Here is a 17,067-nt window from a genome sequence, read left to right as displayed (position 1 = left end):
GGTGGTGGCCGGTCAGGCAGCCGCCGTCTGCTCCACCATGCGGCGCAGCAGCTTCTTGTCCGGCTTCCCGGCGTCGGTCAGCGGCAGCGCGTCGAGGAACTCGATGCGCGCCGGTTCGTACATCGTGCCCCGCTCGGTGCGCACCAGCTCACGGAGGCCTCGCTCGTCGACGCCGCCGTCCCGCGCGGGTACGACGACGGCGTGGACCTGCTCCATGCGGTTGGCGTCGGGGACGCCGAAGACGGCGCTCTGCAGGACGTGCGGGTGGGAGTTCAGCAGGTCCTCGAGTTCCGTGGTGTACACATGGCCGCCGACCACCACGATCATGTCCTTGAGCCGGTCGACGATGGTCAGATAGCCCTCGTCGTCCAGGTGCCCGATGTCGCCGGTGTGCAGCCAGCCGTCCCGCAGCACCTCGGCGGTCAGCTCCGGCTGCTTCCAGTACCCCTGCATGATGCCCGCCGAACGGACGCAGATCTCGCCGTGCTCGCCGGGAGGCAGATCGCGGCCGGACGCGTCGCGGATGGCCACCTCGACGCCTTCCAGGGCCTTCCCGACGGACCAGAGGCGCTCGGGGTGCTCCGGGTCGTGGTCCTCCTCGGTGAGCACGCTGATGCCGCCGGCCTCGTTCTGTCCGTAGAACTGGTTGAGGACAGGGCCGAAGCGCCGTACGGCCTCGGCGATGCGGGTCGGCGAGGACGGGCAGCCGCCGTACGAGATGCGGCGCAGGCTGGAGGTGTCGGTGCGGGCGGCGTCCGCGTGGTCCATCAGCTGGTACAGCAGCGGCGGCAGCAGGAACAGGTGGGTGATGCGTTCGCGCTCGATCGCGGCGAGCACGGCCGCCGGCTCGAAGTCCTCCATCAGCACCACGGCTCCGCCGGTGCGCAGGGCGTGATCGGCCATCATGCCGGCGGCGTGGGCGAGCGTGGTGCACACCAGTTGCCGGATCGGCTGCCCCGTCCTGGCCATGATGTCTTCGGGTATGACGTCGTGGAACCACCGCACCTGCTCGAAGGAGGTGCAGATGGCCTTGGGGTGGCCGGTGGTGCCGCCCGTGTGACGGATGGTGCAGGTGTCCTGCGGCCGGGCGGGGCTGGGGAAGGGGTCGGCGGACTCGTCCGCGGCGAGTTCCAGCAGGTCCGTGCCCACCTCGGCCGGGCCGAGCGTGAGGACGTTCTTCACCGGCGCCTGCCCGGTCACCTCACGGGCGCGGTCCGCGTACTGCGGGTCGACGACCAGGGTGTGGGTCTCGACGTCGCGCACGATGGTGGCCTGCACCTCGGCCGCGAGCTTGCTGTAGAGGTGGTTGACCCGGCAGCCGATCAGGTTGGCGGCGTAGCGCACGGCGATGGTCTCGGGCAGGTTCCCGCTTAACAGGGTGACGGTCTGGCCGTGGCGTACTCCCTGGGTGCGCAGTGCGCGTGCCATGCGGTGGACGAGGTCCCGGAGCTCGCGGCCGGTGACGCGTCGGTCTCGGTGGATCAGGACGTGCCGGTCGGGTGCGGCGGCGAGGACGTCGAGGGCGTGTTCCACATAGGTGCGGAAGTCGGTCGCGTTGAGGGGCATGCGCAGTTCCTGGATTCCCTGGGTTCCTGATTCACGGTGTGCGGTGCCCGGGAGCGGCGGAGGCCGCGTCGGCCGGTGGTGGCCCACGTACCGGCCCGGATCCCGACGACTTTGGTAGCCCGGGGCAACTAAAGTGATCTTATCTCTTCACCTTCAAAGGCTCCAGGCCGGGCCGGTCGACGCCTGGATTTCCTTGCCTGAAACGTCGATATCCGGTCAGTGGCCTCGATGGCTCGGGCCCGGCGCACCGCGTCGTAGGGTGGCTTTTCCATACCGACGGGGGGAAGCGGCATGAGCAGCGGTACGCCACAGGCGACGGATACGGCGGCCGAGGGCCGCAACGGGCCCGCCCGCGTCGCCCTCTGGGCCGCCGTCATGGGTATTGGCCTGATCCTGGGCATCGTGGCGACGCCGGTGTTCTGGCTGATGTGGGGCGGTTGGTACACGCTGTTCGTGTTTCTGTGTGCCTGCGTCGCCATCCCGGCCGGGCACCTCGGCCGCAGGCGCGGCAAGCGGCTGGGCGGCCGCGACCGTGGTGCGGCGCTGTTCGCCGTCGTCGCCGGCTGGCTGCTGATGCTCTGCTGCCTGCTGCTGGTGGTCGCCTATGCCGGGCTGGTGACGGGCCTCGCGGTCCTGGTGGACTCGGCCCGCTGAGGCGATGAGTGTGACGCCCGCTCTACTCCGCCGGTTCCCCGAGCGGCGGGAGGACGCCGAGCTGTTGCAACAAACCGAGTGTGTCCTTGTCGGACCACTTTTCCGCCAGCTTGCCGTTCTCGATGCGGTGGACGACCGTCGCCGTGATCTCCAACTGGTTGCCCGTGGCGGGAATGCCCGGCAGATCGCGCTCGTGCGCACCCCGGCACAGCAGCCGCGTGGCGACCTTGTCGCCCTCCGCCACCTGGTCCTGGATCTCGTGCGTGCCCGGCGTCGCCTCCCAGAACAGGCGGAAGATCTGCTTCAACCCCTCGAGACCCGGACCGAAGCCCGGGAAGGGCGGGGGAGAGTGGTCCAGATAATCCTCGGCGACGAGGTCGTCCAAGGCGTCGATGTTGCCCTGGTCGATCTCCGCGTAGAAGCGGCGGACGAGCTTCTTGTTCTCTTCTGCGGACACGCCCGCAGTGTGGCCGGACGCGCCGCACCCCTCGGATGTGACGCGCCCGGCCTCCGTCGGGTTTCACTCCTGTGGGCCCGGGACCGCGTGCGGTTCCGGGCGGCCTTCAGGTGCTGAGCAGGCGGTTGAAGAAGGAGCGGTAATGCTGGAGGGCGACGCGTAGGTCCTCGGTCGCGACTTCCCCGCCCTGCTGCCACTGGTCCTCGAGGCCTCGCTTGTGCTCGGAGAAGGTCGTGGCGAGGGCCTGCATCGTCTCGGCGACGAGCTGGTCGGCCGCGTTGACGGCGTCCTTGGGATCATCGACGAAGTCGCTCTGGATCTTCTGCCACCTGGTGCGGAATTCCTCCTCTTGCTCGCCGAGCAGGGGTTCGTTCTCCTCGGTCGGCTCTGTTTCCCGGCGGTCACCGGCGGATGTCCCGCCGCCGGCCTCCCGGTCCTCCTGCCCTTCCCGGTCCTCCTGGCCGAGGCCGGTGGCTTCCCCGGGGAACTGCGGCGGCGCGTCAGACCGGTCCAGCGCCCCGTCCCTGGTCTCGCCGGTGCCCTGCCGGGCACCGGCCAGGTCTTCCGTGGAGAGAACACCCTCGTCGTCCCGGGGTGTGTCGTGGTCGCGCATTTCCTCGTCACTTCCGTCCGTCATCGTGGTCCGTCCGGACACCGACGGGGCCGGCTCACCGCCTGGGGGGCTGCCGGCCGTTCTCTCATCCCCGGCTCTCGCGCGGCCGGTCGCCGTCGTGGAGCAGCTCGTCGAACAGCGCGCGGTAGTGCACCATCGCGCCCCGCAGCTCCTCCGTGGTCGCCTGATGGCGACTGCTGCGGTCGTTGACCTCATGGGCGGCCCGGTAGTGCTCCAGGGTGCGTCCGTGTTCCACGGACAGGTCCTTCACCTGCTGCTCGTACCCCTCGGTCGGGTACCCGCGCTCGCCCATGAGCGTGGTCACGAGCCGGTCCGCCTCATGGACCGCGTCATCGGGCCGGTCGACGAACTGCTCCTGCACGCGCGCCCAGTCCTGGGCGTAGCGGTCCCGGACAGGTGCCGGCAGTGTCTTGATGTCCAACGCGTCGTGGCGTTCCTGGCGCTCGCGCAACTCGCGCTCGGCCGCCCGGCGGCTGTCCTTGGACTCCATGGTCCGCTCGTACTCCGGTCCGAAGCGCTCCCGCAGTCTCCGGCGGCGCGCGGTGAGCGTCCACGCCGCCACCGCGCAGACGAGCAGCACCAGCACGGCGGCGATGATGATGATGATGGTGAGGGACATGGCATCCTCCGCTCGTAGCCGCATGCTCCCCGAGCGCGGCGACTGCTGCACGCGGCACCGGCCGCCGACGCGGCGCCCACGTTCCCGCCGCTCCTGCCGAGGAGGCCGCTCACAGACCGGTGGCCGGCGGTCGCGGCTCAGCGGGAGCCGGCTGGGGCTGCCCGGCAGGAACAGGATCGCCGGAGACGATCAGGTCTACTCCGAATGGCGCATACCCTCTCGCCCCTTCTCCATCGTCCTCCTCACCTGCCCCACCGGCAAGCATCGCCTGCGGTCCCCTCCGCGGTGTCCCGCCCCGCCCTCACCGGGCCTCGGCCACCATGGGCAGCCGGTTGGGGTGGATGTTCGCCCGGGCGACCACGCGGACCCGCGCGCCGGGGAGCGGGCGCAGCCGCCACCGCCCGCAGACGGTCGCCACCGCCATGGTCATCTCGGCCAGCGCGAACGTCTCGCCGACGCATTTGTACGCGCCCGCGCCGAACGGGATGAACGCCCCCTTCGGCAGGGCACGCGCCCGCTCGGGCAGCCAGCGGTCGGGGTCGAAGCGCCGCGGGGCCGCGAACCAACGCGGGTCGTGGTGCAGCGCGTACGGGCTGTAGAGGAGCTCGGCCCCGCCGGGCACCGACACGGTCCCGAACCGGACGGCGGCCGTCGCGCGGCGCGTGATCATCCACGGCGGGTAGCGGCGCAGCGTCTCCAGCACGACCCGGCCGGTGAACGCGAGGGCCGGCAGATCCTCGAAGCTCGGCGGCCGGCCGCCGAGCACGGTGTCGACCTCGGCGTGAACGCGCTCCTCGATCTCGCGGTGGCGCCCGAGTTCGTGGAAGAACCAGGCGAGGGTCGCCCCGGTCGTCTCCACCGCGGCGACGGCCAGGCTGGTCACATGGTCATGGACCTGTCGGCCCGTCAGGCCACGGCCGTCCGCGTCCCGCTGGGTCAGCAGCAGGGAGAGCATGTCCTCGCGGTCCCCTCCGGTGTCGCGGTGTGCGGCGATCGCCTGTCCGACGAGCCGTTCCATGGTGTGACGGGCGTGGTCGAAACGGCGGTTCGAGGCGACTGGCACGCGCGCCCACCACTCCGGCAGCAGAAGGCGCACCATCATGCCCCGGGAGAGGGCGGGCAGCGCCCGGTGGAATTCCGCGCTGGCGCGGCTTCCCAGGCCCGAGGGAAGCAGGGTGTTCGCGAGCACACCGAGCGAAAGGTCGTTCATCGCCCGGTCCACCGCGACGACCTGCCCCGGGCGCCATTGCGCGACGACGCTTTCGGCGACCCGGCCCATGACGGCGGTGTAGGCGGGGATCCGCTGATGGTGGAAAGCGGGTTGGACGGCCCGTCGGGCCCGGTGGTGAATCCTGCCGGAAGAGGTCACCAGACCCTCTCCCAAAAAGAGGGACGCTTTCTCGAAGAGCCGGCCGCGGGTGAAATCGCGGGCCCCGCCGACCAGAACGTGCTGGACCCATTCCGGATGGGTGAGTGCGTAGCAGGGCAATGCCCCGAGCCGTAGCCGGACGACGTCTCCGTGCGTGGCCAGCGACGTGACGAAGTCGAGGGGCCGTCGCATCAGCGGAACCGTGTGACCGGCGAGGGGCCAGGCGCCCGGGGCCCACGCGACCGCGCTGGTCGTGGCCTTGTCATGACGCGGCGTATTCCGTGTGCGTCCCGGGGTCAGTGTTCGGGATCGAGGGTCCATGGTGTCTCCCACCTCGTATTCACTCGTCACACCGTTGGCCTCCCCATCCAAGTCGAGTGCGTGGGTGCGGATCGGACGCCACCAGGGGTATCGGAAGCACGCGGCGCGGCCCAGCGGTATCCGGGCTCCCCGATTCCCGGCTCCGCGCCCCCTCGTGGGGCCGGGGGGACGGATTTCAAGCGGCCGACGAAGAAACCATCCGATAAATGTGCTCGCTCTATTTAAGGCTCGTGCCATTTATGGGCGCGCGCCTTTGCCGAGACACCGGCCCGAGACACCGGCCCGTGCGGGCCGGGTCACCACGGATCAGCTCTCCACGGATCGGGTCACAACGGCTCGGCGGTGTGCGGGACATAGAGGTCCAGCAGCCGGCTGCGTGCCGTGTGCAGCCGGTGTCCGAGCACCTCGGCCACCGCGCGCATGACGGCGAAGCCGAGCGCGGGGTTCTGCTCGCACAGCGCCCGCGCGTCGGCGCCGTCGAACTCGTACGCCCGCACGGGGCTGAGTGCCTCCGCGCCGAACCCCCACTCGTACGGCGGGAACAGCCAGGACCAGCCGAGCAGGTCGCCCGTGCCCAGCGTCTCCACGGTCACCACCCGCCGCCCGGGCAACTGGAGGTCCAGGGTGACCGCCCCGGAGCGGATGACCCAGAAACGGTCCGCCGTGCCGTGTTCCTCGAAGATCCGGGCGTCCTCCGGGAAGGACACCTCACGGGCGAGCTCCATCAGCCGGTCCCGGTATTCCGCGGGCAGGGACCTGAGCAGTCTCTTCGTTGTCGTCATTGCCGAGAGCCTCCTCGCCGCCCGCGGCGCCGCTCACACGTCGCCGCCCCGCCGGTGGCCCGCCGGGGCCGACGTCCGCCGCCCCGTGCGCGCAGCCTGCTACCTCCATTGACCCACGCCCGCCAGCGGGCGGCATCCCGAGCACGAGACAGGGACACCTCACCTCGCCCCGGCGGACACACCCCAGACAGGAGCCGCACGGTAGCAGCGTCCGGGAGGGCAGAGCCCGGCTTTGTCAGAGGCCGCGAATCCTCGTCTGCCCGACTGCGACGGCGGCTAGCGTCCGTGGGCATTCCGGCGGGGCGGCTTCCGGCAAGGGGCGGCCTCCGGCAGGGCGACCGACGCGGGCGCCCGGAGAAACGACACAACCGAGGTATCCGAGGAAGGTTTCATGCGAACCGTACGTTCCCTGCGTTCCGCGCGTTCCCTGCGCGGTCTGCGGCCCGTCTCCCGGCGGACCCTCGGTACCGGGCTCGTCGTCGGCTCCCTGGCCGCGACGCTCCTGGCGCTGCTGATCCCCGTGTACCTCTTCGGCAGTGCCGAACCCGCGGCGGCGGGCGCGCGCACCGCCTGGAACGACGACGGCGGAGGAATCACGAACACACGGTCCGGTCCGCTGACACCGCTGGACCGGGACTTCGTCCGCCGTGTCCGGCTCGCCGGGCTGTGGGAGAAGCCCGCGGGGAGACTCGCCCTGGAGCGCGGCACGAAGGACACGGTGAAGACGGCCGGCCATCACCTCGTCGACGGTCACACCGAGCTGGACCGGCTGTCCGTCGAAACGGGCCAGGCCTTGGATGTGACCATGCCGCAACGGCCCACCGCCGAACAGCAAGGGTGGCTCGACCAGTTGGAAGGCGCCCGAGGCGCCACGTTCGACCGGATCTTCGCGAACCTCGTGCGTGCCGCTCACGGCAAGGTGTTCGGGCTGGTGGCGCTCGTACGCGACCGCACCGCCAATACGGCGGTGCGGGATCTGGCGTCCCGCGCCAACACCGTCGTCCTCGATCACATCACCGTCCTCGAGAACACCGGACTCGTCGACTTCCCCCACCCAGGTGACAACGAAAAGAAGTGACCCCACATGATGCGACAGGCCCATAAACGCTCGCAATTGAGGACCCGGGCGGTGGTCGCGGCCGCGGCGCTGCTGCTGGGTGGCGGCGGCACGGCGATCATCGCGGCCAACGCCTCCGCCGGCGGTGCACGGGACACCGCGCAACACAACACCGGGCAGACCCCGCACGGCGCCGCCGCGGGCTCCGCCACCGGTGAGGCGACGACCGTCTCCTGCCCCGACGTCGGCGAAAAGCTGCGTGAGGTCCCCGCACCGGCGCGGACCGAGGTCTCCCGGGGCCTCTCCCAGCTCGATGCCCAAGTGGCGGGCGCCTACGAGCAGATGACATCGAAGGGAACCACCCCGGACGCCGTGCTGGGGGAGCTGAAACGCAAACGCGACGCGACCATCGGCCGCATCACCGATTCCATCAAGGCGGCCGACAGCGCCGCCGTGCCCGCGCCCGAGGACCTCAGCGCACTGAGCGGATGCCGGACCCGGCAGATCAGTACGACCGCGGCCGACGACTCCTCCCGCCCCTTGAGCTCCCAACTCGGCGAGCAGGGCAAGCCCGGCGGCCCCTCCCGCGCCGACTTCGCCGACATCAGGACCGCGCCGACGCGGCCCGGCGCGCCCGCGGCCCGCCGCGGCGGCTCGACGGGCACCTTCGCATCCGTGTGCGGTCGCAACGAAAACGGTCACTTCAATCCCGACAACGTGATCGTCACCCCCGGAGTCCGCAACGGCGCCCACCACATGCACGACTACGTCGGCAATAAATCCACCGACGCCTTCTCCACCGACAAAAGCCTCGCGGCGGCGGGAACGACCTGCACCAACGGGGACAAGTCCAGCCACTACTGGCCGGTGCTGCGGAAACTGGACGGAAAGGCGGCACCGGACGCCAATGCCCCGGGCGGCGGCCACGACGGGAACATGGGAACCGTGCTGCGGCCCGCGTCGGTGACCCTGCAGTTCCGGGGCAGCCCGGTGACAAAGGTGACCGCGATGCCCCGATTCCTTCGCGTCATCACCGGTGATGCCAAAGCGCTCACCAACGGCCTGGGCAACGCGAACGCCTCCTGGAGCTGCGCGGGATTCGAGAACCGGCAGTTGAAGGACAAATATCCGATCTGCCCGAACGGCGCGCAGGTCGTCCGCACCTTCGCCTTCCAGAACTGCTGGGACGGGCGTAACACCGACAGCGCCAATCACCGGACCCATGTCGCCTTCGCCCGCGCCGACGGCTCCTGCCCCCGTGGTTTCCAGGCCATTCCGCAACTGGTGCAGCGCATCACCTACGACGTACCGGCGGGCGTCCCCTTCGCCGTGGACAGCTTTCCCGAGCAGCTGCACAAGCCGGTCACGGACCACGGCGACTTCATCAACGTCATGTCGGACGCGCTGATGGCAAGGGCGACGGCGTGCATCAACGGTGGCCGCACCTGCTGACGGCAACCACCGCACCACCCGCGGAACCCCCGGCGCCCGGTGCTCCCCACCCCCACCATCCACCGGGCGCCGGGAAGGCGGCGGCCCCGAACAGCCGAGTTCGGGGCCGCCGCGCGCGCTCGGTCTCACAGGCCGTTGATCCGGGCCCGGCCGGCCGGACTCAGCGGCGCGGCGGCCGCCCCCAGGGCCCGCACCGGGCCGTGCGCCCGTGACCGCAGCTGCCGGGCCTGGGCCAGCAGCCGTCGGCTGCGCAATGCCAGCTCCAGCTCGAAGCGGGTGCGCGGCTCGCGCATCGCCGGCCCGAAGAGCTTCTCGATCTGCCGCAGGCGGTAACGCACCGTCTGGGGGTGCACCTTGAGCGTACGGGCCGCCTCCGGTGCGCCCCCGCTCTCCAGCCAGGCCAGCAGCGTCACCTCCAGCCGCTCGCTCTGCCGGGGGGTGAGGTCCTCCAGCGGGCGCAGCCACCGCGCGGACAGGGCCCGGGCCAGGGAGGCGTCCTGGAGCATGAGCAGCTCGGAGAGGTGGTCGTCGACGAACGTGACGCGTTCGGCCGGGCCGCCCATCGCCGCCGCCAGGGCCAGCAGCCGCCGCGCCCAGCGCAGCGAGGAGGCGGCGTCCACGACCGGGACGGAGTGGCCGACCGCGGCCACCCGGCCGCCCAGCGCCGACTCCAGAGCGGCGCGGGCCCGCGGCCCGGGGTCGGGGATCAGCAGGCACAGGTCGGCCTCGACGGTGCCGGGCAGCCCCTGGCCGAGGGCCGCCGCCAGTTGCGGGGTCAGTGCGGGCGTCGGCTGCGGAACCAGATGGGGCGCCATGGAGTGCGCGTCGTGCGGGCCGGCGAGCACGATGGCACGCACCCGGCGGGGGAGCGGCCAGCCGGCCCGGCCGGCCAGTTCGGTCAGCACGTCGTGGGGGATGTGCCGGTCGTCCGCGAGCGCGGTGAACAAGGCCTGGCGGGCCCGGGTGCCGGGCATGGCGGTGACGACCTGTCCCGGTTTTCGCCGCGGTGTGGGTATGCGCTCCGGCCCCGCGGCGGGCCGCAGTCCCAAAGTGAGCAACAGCGCCCTCTCCACCGCCTCTTGCGTTGCTTCCCTGCCGATGCGCTGTGATACCGCCGAGAAAGCCGGCGTACTGCGCTGCAGTTCTTCGGCCAACTGCGCGGCGACTGCGGGAAGTTCCTTTCTCAGGACCCGGGTCCACTCACCGCGCGGCCGCGACCAGATGCGGTTCAGAATGTCGCACATCGTCTACCTCCGGACTTCCGTACCGGGCGGGAGGGCCGGGAATGCCGCCGGGGTCCTCTCGCCTGAGTGGGCATCATCAACAGCCGATCGCCGCCGTGGGGACGGCCGCGCGTGAATTTGTCACAGCACGATAAACCTTATGAAGATCCTGCGAAGTTGGACGATGCTTCTGCACATTCCACCGCCGGACCATGAGTGCCCGGACGGTCACACCACGTGAATTCGATGATCGCCTGGCCGGCGAATAGCGCCGATGCGAGGGATTTCCGGATTTCTCAGGAACACGGGCAGTCGTGAGGACCACCGCCGACCGCCAGTGGGAGAACCAGATGCATATGTCGCGAACGCAAACGCTCCTGCCCCGCCCTCGGCCCCGTGGCCGGTCCCGCGGGGGAGGCCGCCGCCGGGCCCCCCAGCCCCCGCCGCGCCCCCGACCCCGGCCGCGGGCCCGGCCGCAGACCCGGCCTTCCGCACGCCCCGCCCTGCCGGCGGCGATCCTGCTGCTGCTCGCCGTCGCCGTCCAGGCCGGTGTGGCCGAACGGACGCAGGAGTTCCTCGACTTCGGCGCGGGAGTACTCGCGCTCGTCTCGCTCACCTCCACCGTGCTGTGGGGGCTGGCCGCAACCGACCGACGGCTGCTGGGCTCGGCCCACCGACTCCTCGCCCAGGGCGTGCACCGCGGACTGGCCGTGGCCGGGCTCGGTTTTCTCGCCCTGCACATCTGGGTGAAGGTTGCCGAGGACCGTACCAGTCCGACGGCGGCGACCGTCCCTTTCACCGACAACACGCAACCCTTCCTCATCGGACTCGGCACACTGGCCGGGTATCTCTTCGTCGCGGTGGCGGTCACCGGCGCGGCGCGCAGTGCCTTCACCGGCGTCGGCCGCTCCGGCCTGTGGCGGACCCTGCACATGGCGGCCTACCCCGCGTGGGGTGCGGCCCTGGTGCACGGACTGCACGCCGGCCGGCCCGCGGCCGGCTGGGTCACCGCGGCGTACGCGCTGTGCCTGATCGGCGTCGCCCTGGCCCTGACCCTGCGCATGCGAACCCGGCAGCGTGAGGCGAGGGGAGGACGGCCGTGAAGGGGGCCATGCCGCAACTCGCGACCGTCGGGCCGCCCCGGCTGCTGGCCGGACTGGACGAGAGCGCGTGGATGGACCGGGCAGCGCACACGGCCGTGCACGGACCCGCACCCGAGCTGAACGTGGAGGAGCTGACGGCGCTCGCGGAAGACATCGGCCTGCGCGGCCGCGGCGGCGCCGGGTTCCTGTTCGCCCGCAAGCTGCGGGCCGTCACCGACTCGCTGCGCCGGACCGGCTCCGCCGCCGCCGTCGTCGTCAACGGCAGTGAGGGCGAGCCCGGTTGTCTCAAGGACACCGCACTGCTGCTGTTCGCCCCGCACCTGGTCCTCGACGGCGCCGTCCTGGCGGCCAAGGCACTCGGCGCGCACGAGGTCGCCGTCGGCGTCACCCGCTGGGACGTGGAGGAATCGCTGCGCCGGGCGATCGCCGAGCGCGGCTCCGCCGGGCCGGGCATCAAGGTGACGCGGCTGCCCGAACGCTTCGTCACGGGCGAGAGCTCGGCGCTCGTAAGCGGTATCGACGGCGGCCCCGCGCTGCCGTCCGGCCGCAGGATCCGCACCAGCGAGAGCGGCCTGGGCGGGATGCCCACCCTGCTCTCCAACACCGAGACCTTCGCTCAACTCGCCGTCGCCGCACGGCTCGGAGCCGCGGGCTACGGCGCGGTCGGCCTGCCGACCGAGCCCGGCACCGTCATGCTGACCGTCGCCGGAACGCATGTGGTGGAGACCCCGACCGGACTGCCCATCCCTTATGTCCTGGAGCTGTGCGGCACCGCACCCGGCCAGGGCGTCCTGGTCGGCGGCTACCACGGCGGCTGGCTGCCGCCGGGCGCGGCGCGGGCGGCCACCGTCTCCCGCGACTCGCTCGCCGCGGTCGACGGCGTCCTCGGGGCCGGTGCCCTGCTGCCCCTGCCCGAGACCACCTGCCCGGTCGGCGAGACCGTACGGGTGGCCGGCTGGCTGGCGGAGCAGTCAGCCGGCCAGTGCGGCCCCTGCGCCCTGGGCCTGCCGGCCCTCGCGGACGCCCTCGCCGACGCGGCGGACGGCGGCGGGCAGCGCGCGCTGGACACCGTACGCACCCGGATCGCCGCCGTGGAGCGGCGCGGGGCCTGCAGTCACCCCGACGGCTCCACCCGCTTTGTGTCCTCCGCGCTCAGCGTCTTCGCGGAGGAGTTCGGTGCCCACGCCCTGGGACACGGCTGCGGACGCCCGACCCTCGGCGCGCTGCCGCTGCCCGCCGCGGAACGGACACCGACCACCTCACCGGCAGCCCGTATCGGCGGCACGGCCCCGGCCCCCGCGGAGCAGCTGCTGGTGGACTGGACGTTGTGCAGGGGGCACGGGCTGTGCGCGGACCTCCTGCCCGGGCTGCTGCGGCTGGGCTCGGACGGCTACCCGGAACGGGCCGTCATCCCCGTGCCCGCGCGGATGAGACAACGGGCGCTGCGGGCGGTCCGGCGTTGCCCCGCCCTCGCGCTGCGCATCGAGGTCGCCGGCTGAGCGGCGCGCGCCTGCCTTCCGGCCTGAAGTTTCTGTCCCCCCATGACAAATTCCCGGCCCCGCTGAGCGCACGGCGGACCGGCCCCGTATCCCCACGGCAACGGCGGACCATCGCCGGGCCACGAGCAAAGGACAGTTCATGAACAAGCTGCGTCACGCCTCCCTCGCCGGGGCGGCGATCACGGTCATGATGCTGACGGCGGCATGCGGCGGCGGCGAGAAGGCCGCCGAGGACGACTACGGCAAGGCCCCCGCCGGCAGCAGCTCGAAGATCGGCGACGGATACGCCTCGGGCTCGGGCGGCTACGGTTCCGGCGGTGCCGCCGGCTCCGCCGCCGCGGAGAAGAACGCCCCGGCCAAGCAACTGGCCGTCCGTGAGGCGCCGGGGATCGGCCCCGTCGTCGCGGACGGCAAGGGTCTGACGCTCTACCGCTTCGACAAGGACACGGCCAAGCCGCCGGCCTCGCGTTGTGACGGTGACTGCGCCAAGGCGTGGCCGCCCGTACCGGCGGACGACGCGAGCGCCACGGCCGGCCTGGACGCCGAGCTGGGCCAGGTCAAGCGCGCCGACGGCACCATGCAGCTCACCCTCGCCGGTTGGCCCGTCTACCGCTACGCCAAGGACGCCGCACCCGGTGACACCAAGGGGCAGGGTGTCGGCGGCACCTGGAGCGCCTTCGCCCCGGACGGCAAGAAGGCGGGCGCGGCCGGCGGGGACGAAGGGAAGGAGGGACAGAAAGAGGAGGAGAAGGAGGGAGGCAAGGAGAAGCAGCCCGAGGAGGAGAAACCGGCCGCCGAGGGTGTCTCCGTCAAGGACAACCCGGCACTCGGCAAGATCCTCGTCGATGGCCAGGGCCGCACCCTCTACCGCTTCAACAAGGACAGCGCCTGGCCCATGAAGTTCGCCTGCAACGACGCCTGCCTGGACACCTGGAAGCCCGCCGAGCCCGTCGAGAAGAGCGCGATCCGCGGCGTACCGGAGAAGCTGATCACCACCGTCACCCGGCCCGACGGCACCAAGCAGTTGGCGGTCGACTGCTGGCCCGTCTACTGGTTCACCGGGGACAAGAAGGCCGGCGACACCACGGGCCAGGGCAAGCAGGGCTTGTGGTTCGCCGTCGACGACCAGGGCAAGAAGGTCACCACCCCGGCCAGTTGACGCCCGCCCCCCGGCCGGCCGCCCGCCCCTCCTCCCCGGGGCGGGCGGCCCGCGGCGTGCCGGTGGGCCGTGGCGGACACCTGTCGCTCACGTCGCGGGGCAGGTCTTCCAGGCGAAGTGGTAGAGGGTGTTGATGCTGCCGTCCGTCGAGTCCATCGCCATCAGGCTGGTCGTCCTGGCCGGATCGGAGGTGCCCGCGTCCACCCGCAGCTCGGTGTTGATGTTGAAGTACCGGATGGCCCCGCAGGGTGCGTAGACCAGGGCGTCGATGTCCGTGGTGTCGGACGTCTGCCAGTCGTCGTTGAACGGACCGGCGAAGTGGTGGTTCATGAAGGCTGTCTGCGACATGCCCTGGAAGTAGTAATTGGCTCGCTGGAGACCCGTGGCCCCCTTCTCCAGGCGCGCGAAGCCGCGGTAGTCGGCCTTGGCGATCGCGTAGGTGAATCCCTGCGGGACGCGGACGTTCAGGCCGAGCTGGCAGTTCTTGCGGAAGTCCGTCGGCTTGGAACCGACGCCCACTTGGGCGACGTAGTGGCTGTAGGAGACGGTGAAGGCCGTGTTGTCCGGTGAGACCGTCACGTTGGCCGTCCCGGCGGGGCACCCCGATCCGTTGACGGACACCACATCGATCAGGACCTTGTCCGGTGGGGGCACCCCGTCCGCGGCGACCGCTCTCGGTGCCATCGGGGCGGCGAGCAGCACCAGGGCCGCGCCGCCGGTCATCACCGGTCTCCACATGGACGTTCCCCCTCCAACAGCCCCTGGCGCCCGCCCGTGCGGGCACCCCTGTCGTGCCTGCGGATCACCCGAGGTCCGGCCCGGGCGGCCCGGTCAGGGGCACTCCTTCCAGGCGAAGTGGTAGAGGGTGTTGACGCTGCCGTCCGTCGAGTCCATCGCCATGAAGCTGTTGGTCCTCGTCGGGTCGGAGGTGCCGGCGCTCACCCGCAGCTCGGTGTTGACGTTGAGGATCCGCTGGGTGCCGCACGGTGCGTAGACGAGGGACTCGACGCCCGTGACGTCGGACGTCTGCCAGTTGTCGTTGACCGGACCGGCGAAGCGGTGGGTCACCGAGGTCGTGTGCGACATGCCCTGGAAGTAGTAGCTGGCCCGCTCCATGCCGGTGGCCCCGCTCTCCAGGTACGCGAAGCCGCGGTAGTCGGCGCGGGCGATCGCGTAGGTGAATCCCTGCGGGACGCGGACGTTCAGGCCGAGCTGGCAGTTCTTGCGGAAGTCCGTCGGCTTGGAACCGACGCCCACCTGGGCGAGGTAGTTGCTGTAGGTCACGGTGAAGGCCGTGTTGTCCGCCGCGACCGCCACGGCGGCGGTCCCGGCGGGGCAGCCGGACCCGTTGACCGCCAGCACATCGATGACGACCTTGTCCGGCGGGGGACCTGTGTCCGCGGCCGCGGACGGCATGGCCCCAGCGACCACGAGCACCGCGGCCGCGCCGCCGATCAATACCGGTCTGAACATGGAGACCTCCACGGTTCGGCGCGGACTCGTTCCGCGGTCCATGCCACCACCGGCACCGGGGTGTGTACAGGCCAGGTTGAGCCGACCCTGTGCGCCTCGCCGCTCCGCCCCGGTTACCGCGTGGTGTCCTCCGTGGTCAGCAGAACGCGCCCGAACGGCCGGTCCTCCATCAGGTGGCGCTGTGCCCGCGCCGCCTGCGCGAGGGGGAAGACGCGGGCGACGACGGGGTCGAACCGGTCCTCGGCGAGCCAGTCGATCAGGGTCTGCCGCGCGGCACGCGTCACCTCGGGGGAGAACATGTCGAACATGTAGCCGATGGCGCGTGCGTGCTTCCAGATCAGATCCGTCACGTCGAGCGTGCCGCGGGTGCCCCCGGCGTAGCCGATGGCGACGTAACTCCCGCCATGGGCCAGGCTGCCGACGGCGTCCCGCAGCAGCGGGCCGGCCACACCGTCGAGGACCACGTCCACGCCCCTGCCGTCGGTCAGCCGTGCCACACCGTCGCGCAGGGACTCCCGGGACAGGTCGATGACGTTGTCGAAGCCGGCCGCGCGGGCCCTTTCGGCCTTCGCCGTCCCGCCCGCCGTGGAGATCACCGTCGACGCGCCGAGTCGGCCCGCGACCTGCGCCGCCCCCATGCCGACCGCACCGCCGATGGCGGGGGCGAGCACACTCTGCCCGGGCCGGAATCCGACGAGCTCGGTGAGGGCGAGGTAGGCGGTCGCGTGCCCGGCCCCGGCGGAGAGCGCGGCCATCCGCTGATCGCTCACCGAGGAGGGCAGCGGCGTCAGCGCCTCGGCGGACTCCGCGACGTACTCCCGCCAGGTGCCGTCCGTGGTCATACCCCGCCCCTGTCCGGTGATCGCGACGCGGGTCCCCTCGGCCAGTCCGGACGCGCCCGGCTCGACGACCACGCCGACCGCGGCCCCGCCGGGGATGATCGGCAGCGGCTTGTGCAGGGACGGCGCCATGCGGCCCGCGCGTACGGTGTCGTCGAGGGGGCTCACCGTGGTGTAGGTGATCCGCACCAGAGCCTGCCCGTGCTCGGGTACGGGGACCGGTAGTTCCACCGGTCGCAACACGTCGTACCCACCGTGCTCCCGGTACCGGATTCCCAGCATCGGATCTCGACCTCCCACTGAAGAGAACAAAGTTTGTTACATCAAGAGCCGTGAAAAGCCGCCGGAAGAAGGCGCCGTCGAACGCCTCGCGGGCCGTCCGCTAGCGCTCGCCCGGCGCCAAGGTCTCGCGCAGGACATCGGCGATCGAGGTGCCCTCCAGCGCGCGCCGCGCGGCCTGCTCCACGCCGTTGTACACCTGCTCCAGCGCGGGCCGGATGCCCGCACCGACGGGGCAGCGCTGGTTGGGCTCGCCCCGGTGCAGCCCGAAGAGCGGTTCCGTCTCCACCGCCTGACGGACCTCCGACAAGGGAATCGACTCCGGCTCGCGGATCAGCCGCCAGCCCGCCCCGGCACCGTGCCGGACGTCGACCAGCCCGGCCTTGCGCAATGCGCCCAGGCAGCGCCGGATGACGACCGGATTGGTGTGGACGCTGTCGGCGATCTGCTCCGACGTCACCACATCCCGGCCCCGGTCGCGTACCAGCGCCATCCACACGAGTACGTGAACGGCGACGGTGAGCCTGCTGTTGGCGGCCATCGCACCCCTCTTGCTGTAACTATGTTGGTTACACCTAAGG

General features: G+C 71.5%; 17 protein-coding genes. 6 read left to right on the top strand and 11 right to left on the bottom strand.

The window, feature by feature from the left end; all coding sequences use genetic code 11:
- Nucleotides 1-12: 12 nt before the first annotated feature.
- A complete protein-coding gene (locus JO379_RS03400) occupies nucleotides 13-1,566 on the bottom strand; it encodes an AMP-binding protein (protein WP_209513770.1) in 1,554 nt (517 codons plus the stop codon).
- 291 nt (nucleotides 1,567-1,857) lie between these two features.
- On the opposite strand from JO379_RS03400, the gene JO379_RS03395 reads away from it, so the two are divergent.
- Nucleotides 1,858-2,220, top strand: a complete 363-nt coding sequence (locus JO379_RS03395) for a hypothetical protein (protein ID WP_209513768.1) — start codon at nucleotides 1,858-1,860, stop codon at nucleotides 2,218-2,220.
- A gap of 22 nt (nucleotides 2,221-2,242) precedes the next feature.
- Here JO379_RS03395 and JO379_RS03390 read toward each other — a convergent pair whose 3' ends face one another.
- From JO379_RS03390 to JO379_RS03370, 5 genes are all read right to left on the bottom strand, one after another.
- On the bottom strand, nucleotides 2,243-2,677 hold the full coding sequence (locus tag JO379_RS03390; RefSeq protein WP_209513767.1) for an ester cyclase: 435 nt from the start codon (nucleotides 2,675-2,677) through the stop codon (nucleotides 2,243-2,245).
- Between the two features lie 106 nt (nucleotides 2,678-2,783).
- Nucleotides 2,784-3,314 (bottom strand): hypothetical protein, encoded by a 531-nt coding sequence (locus tag JO379_RS03385; protein WP_245381362.1) that lies wholly within the window; start codon nucleotides 3,312-3,314, stop codon nucleotides 2,784-2,786.
- 61 nt (nucleotides 3,315-3,375) lie between these two features.
- Nucleotides 3,376-3,930 (bottom strand): hypothetical protein, encoded by a 555-nt coding sequence (locus JO379_RS03380; RefSeq protein ID WP_209513765.1) that lies wholly within the window; start codon nucleotides 3,928-3,930, stop codon nucleotides 3,376-3,378.
- Nucleotides 3,931-4,231: 301 nt separating this feature from the next.
- Nucleotides 4,232-5,620 carry a cytochrome P450 gene (locus JO379_RS03375; protein ID WP_281066568.1) on the bottom strand — a complete coding sequence of 463 codons (1,389 nt, stop codon included), beginning with the start codon at nucleotides 5,618-5,620 and terminating at the stop codon, nucleotides 4,232-4,234.
- Between the two features lie 326 nt (nucleotides 5,621-5,946).
- Nucleotides 5,947-6,402 carry a Crp/Fnr family transcriptional regulator gene (locus JO379_RS03370; RefSeq protein WP_209513761.1) on the bottom strand — a complete coding sequence of 152 codons (456 nt, stop codon included), beginning with the start codon at nucleotides 6,400-6,402 and terminating at the stop codon, nucleotides 5,947-5,949.
- Nucleotides 6,403-6,793: 391 nt separating this feature from the next.
- Between JO379_RS03370 and JO379_RS03365 the strand changes: the two genes are divergently transcribed.
- A complete protein-coding gene (locus tag JO379_RS03365; RefSeq protein ID WP_209513759.1) occupies nucleotides 6,794-7,480 on the top strand; it encodes a DUF4142 domain-containing protein in 687 nt (228 codons plus the stop codon).
- Nucleotides 7,481-7,486: 6 nt separating this feature from the next.
- On the top strand, nucleotides 7,487-8,911 hold the full coding sequence (locus tag JO379_RS03360; protein WP_209513757.1) for a DUF1996 domain-containing protein: 1,425 nt from the start codon (nucleotides 7,487-7,489) through the stop codon (nucleotides 8,909-8,911).
- Nucleotides 8,912-9,036: 125 nt separating this feature from the next.
- On the opposite strand, the gene JO379_RS03355 is transcribed toward JO379_RS03360, so the two are convergent.
- A complete protein-coding gene (locus JO379_RS03355; RefSeq protein ID WP_245381361.1) occupies nucleotides 9,037-9,885 on the bottom strand; it encodes a PucR family transcriptional regulator in 849 nt (282 codons plus the stop codon).
- Nucleotides 9,886-10,490: 605 nt separating this feature from the next.
- On the opposite strand from JO379_RS03355, the gene JO379_RS03350 reads away from it, so the two are divergent.
- The 3 genes from JO379_RS03350 (at nucleotide 10,491) to JO379_RS03340 (ending at nucleotide 13,895) form a co-directional block, all read left to right on the top strand.
- Nucleotides 10,491-11,237: a hypothetical protein gene (locus tag JO379_RS03350; protein WP_245381360.1), complete on the top strand. Its 747-nt coding sequence runs from the start codon at nucleotides 10,491-10,493 to the stop codon at nucleotides 11,235-11,237.
- Nucleotides 11,238-11,245: 8 nt separating this feature from the next.
- Nucleotides 11,246-12,736, top strand: a complete 1,491-nt coding sequence (locus JO379_RS03345) for an NADH-ubiquinone oxidoreductase-F iron-sulfur binding region domain-containing protein (protein WP_209513752.1) — start codon at nucleotides 11,246-11,248, stop codon at nucleotides 12,734-12,736.
- Between the two features lie 139 nt (nucleotides 12,737-12,875).
- Nucleotides 12,876-13,895 (top strand): SCO0930 family lipoprotein, encoded by a 1,020-nt coding sequence (locus tag JO379_RS03340; protein ID WP_209513750.1) that lies wholly within the window; start codon nucleotides 12,876-12,878, stop codon nucleotides 13,893-13,895.
- An 87-nt stretch (nucleotides 13,896-13,982) separates the two neighbouring features.
- On the opposite strand, the gene JO379_RS03335 is transcribed toward JO379_RS03340, so the two are convergent.
- The 4 genes from JO379_RS03335 to JO379_RS03320 form a co-directional block, all read right to left on the bottom strand.
- Entirely contained in the window at nucleotides 13,983-14,633 is a 651-nt protein-coding gene (locus JO379_RS03335; protein ID WP_209513748.1) for a DUF4360 domain-containing protein, read from the bottom strand.
- 93 nt (nucleotides 14,634-14,726) lie between these two features.
- A complete protein-coding gene (locus tag JO379_RS03330; RefSeq protein ID WP_209513746.1) occupies nucleotides 14,727-15,368 on the bottom strand; it encodes a DUF4360 domain-containing protein in 642 nt (213 codons plus the stop codon).
- 113 nt (nucleotides 15,369-15,481) lie between these two features.
- Nucleotides 15,482-16,489 (bottom strand): quinone oxidoreductase family protein, encoded by a 1,008-nt coding sequence (locus JO379_RS03325; RefSeq protein ID WP_209513743.1) that lies wholly within the window; start codon nucleotides 16,487-16,489, stop codon nucleotides 15,482-15,484.
- A gap of 100 nt (nucleotides 16,490-16,589) precedes the next feature.
- A complete protein-coding gene (locus JO379_RS03320) occupies nucleotides 16,590-17,027 on the bottom strand; it encodes an Rrf2 family transcriptional regulator (protein ID WP_209513741.1) in 438 nt (145 codons plus the stop codon).
- Nucleotides 17,028-17,067: the final 40 nt, after the last annotated feature.

This window comes from Streptomyces syringium (genome assembly GCF_017876625.1).
In the GTDB taxonomy this organism is placed as follows: domain Bacteria; phylum Actinomycetota; class Actinomycetes; order Streptomycetales; family Streptomycetaceae; genus Streptomyces; species Streptomyces syringius.
The sequence above is the reverse complement of the archived record's forward strand: the minus strand, read 5'-3'. Positions and strand labels throughout refer to the sequence as shown.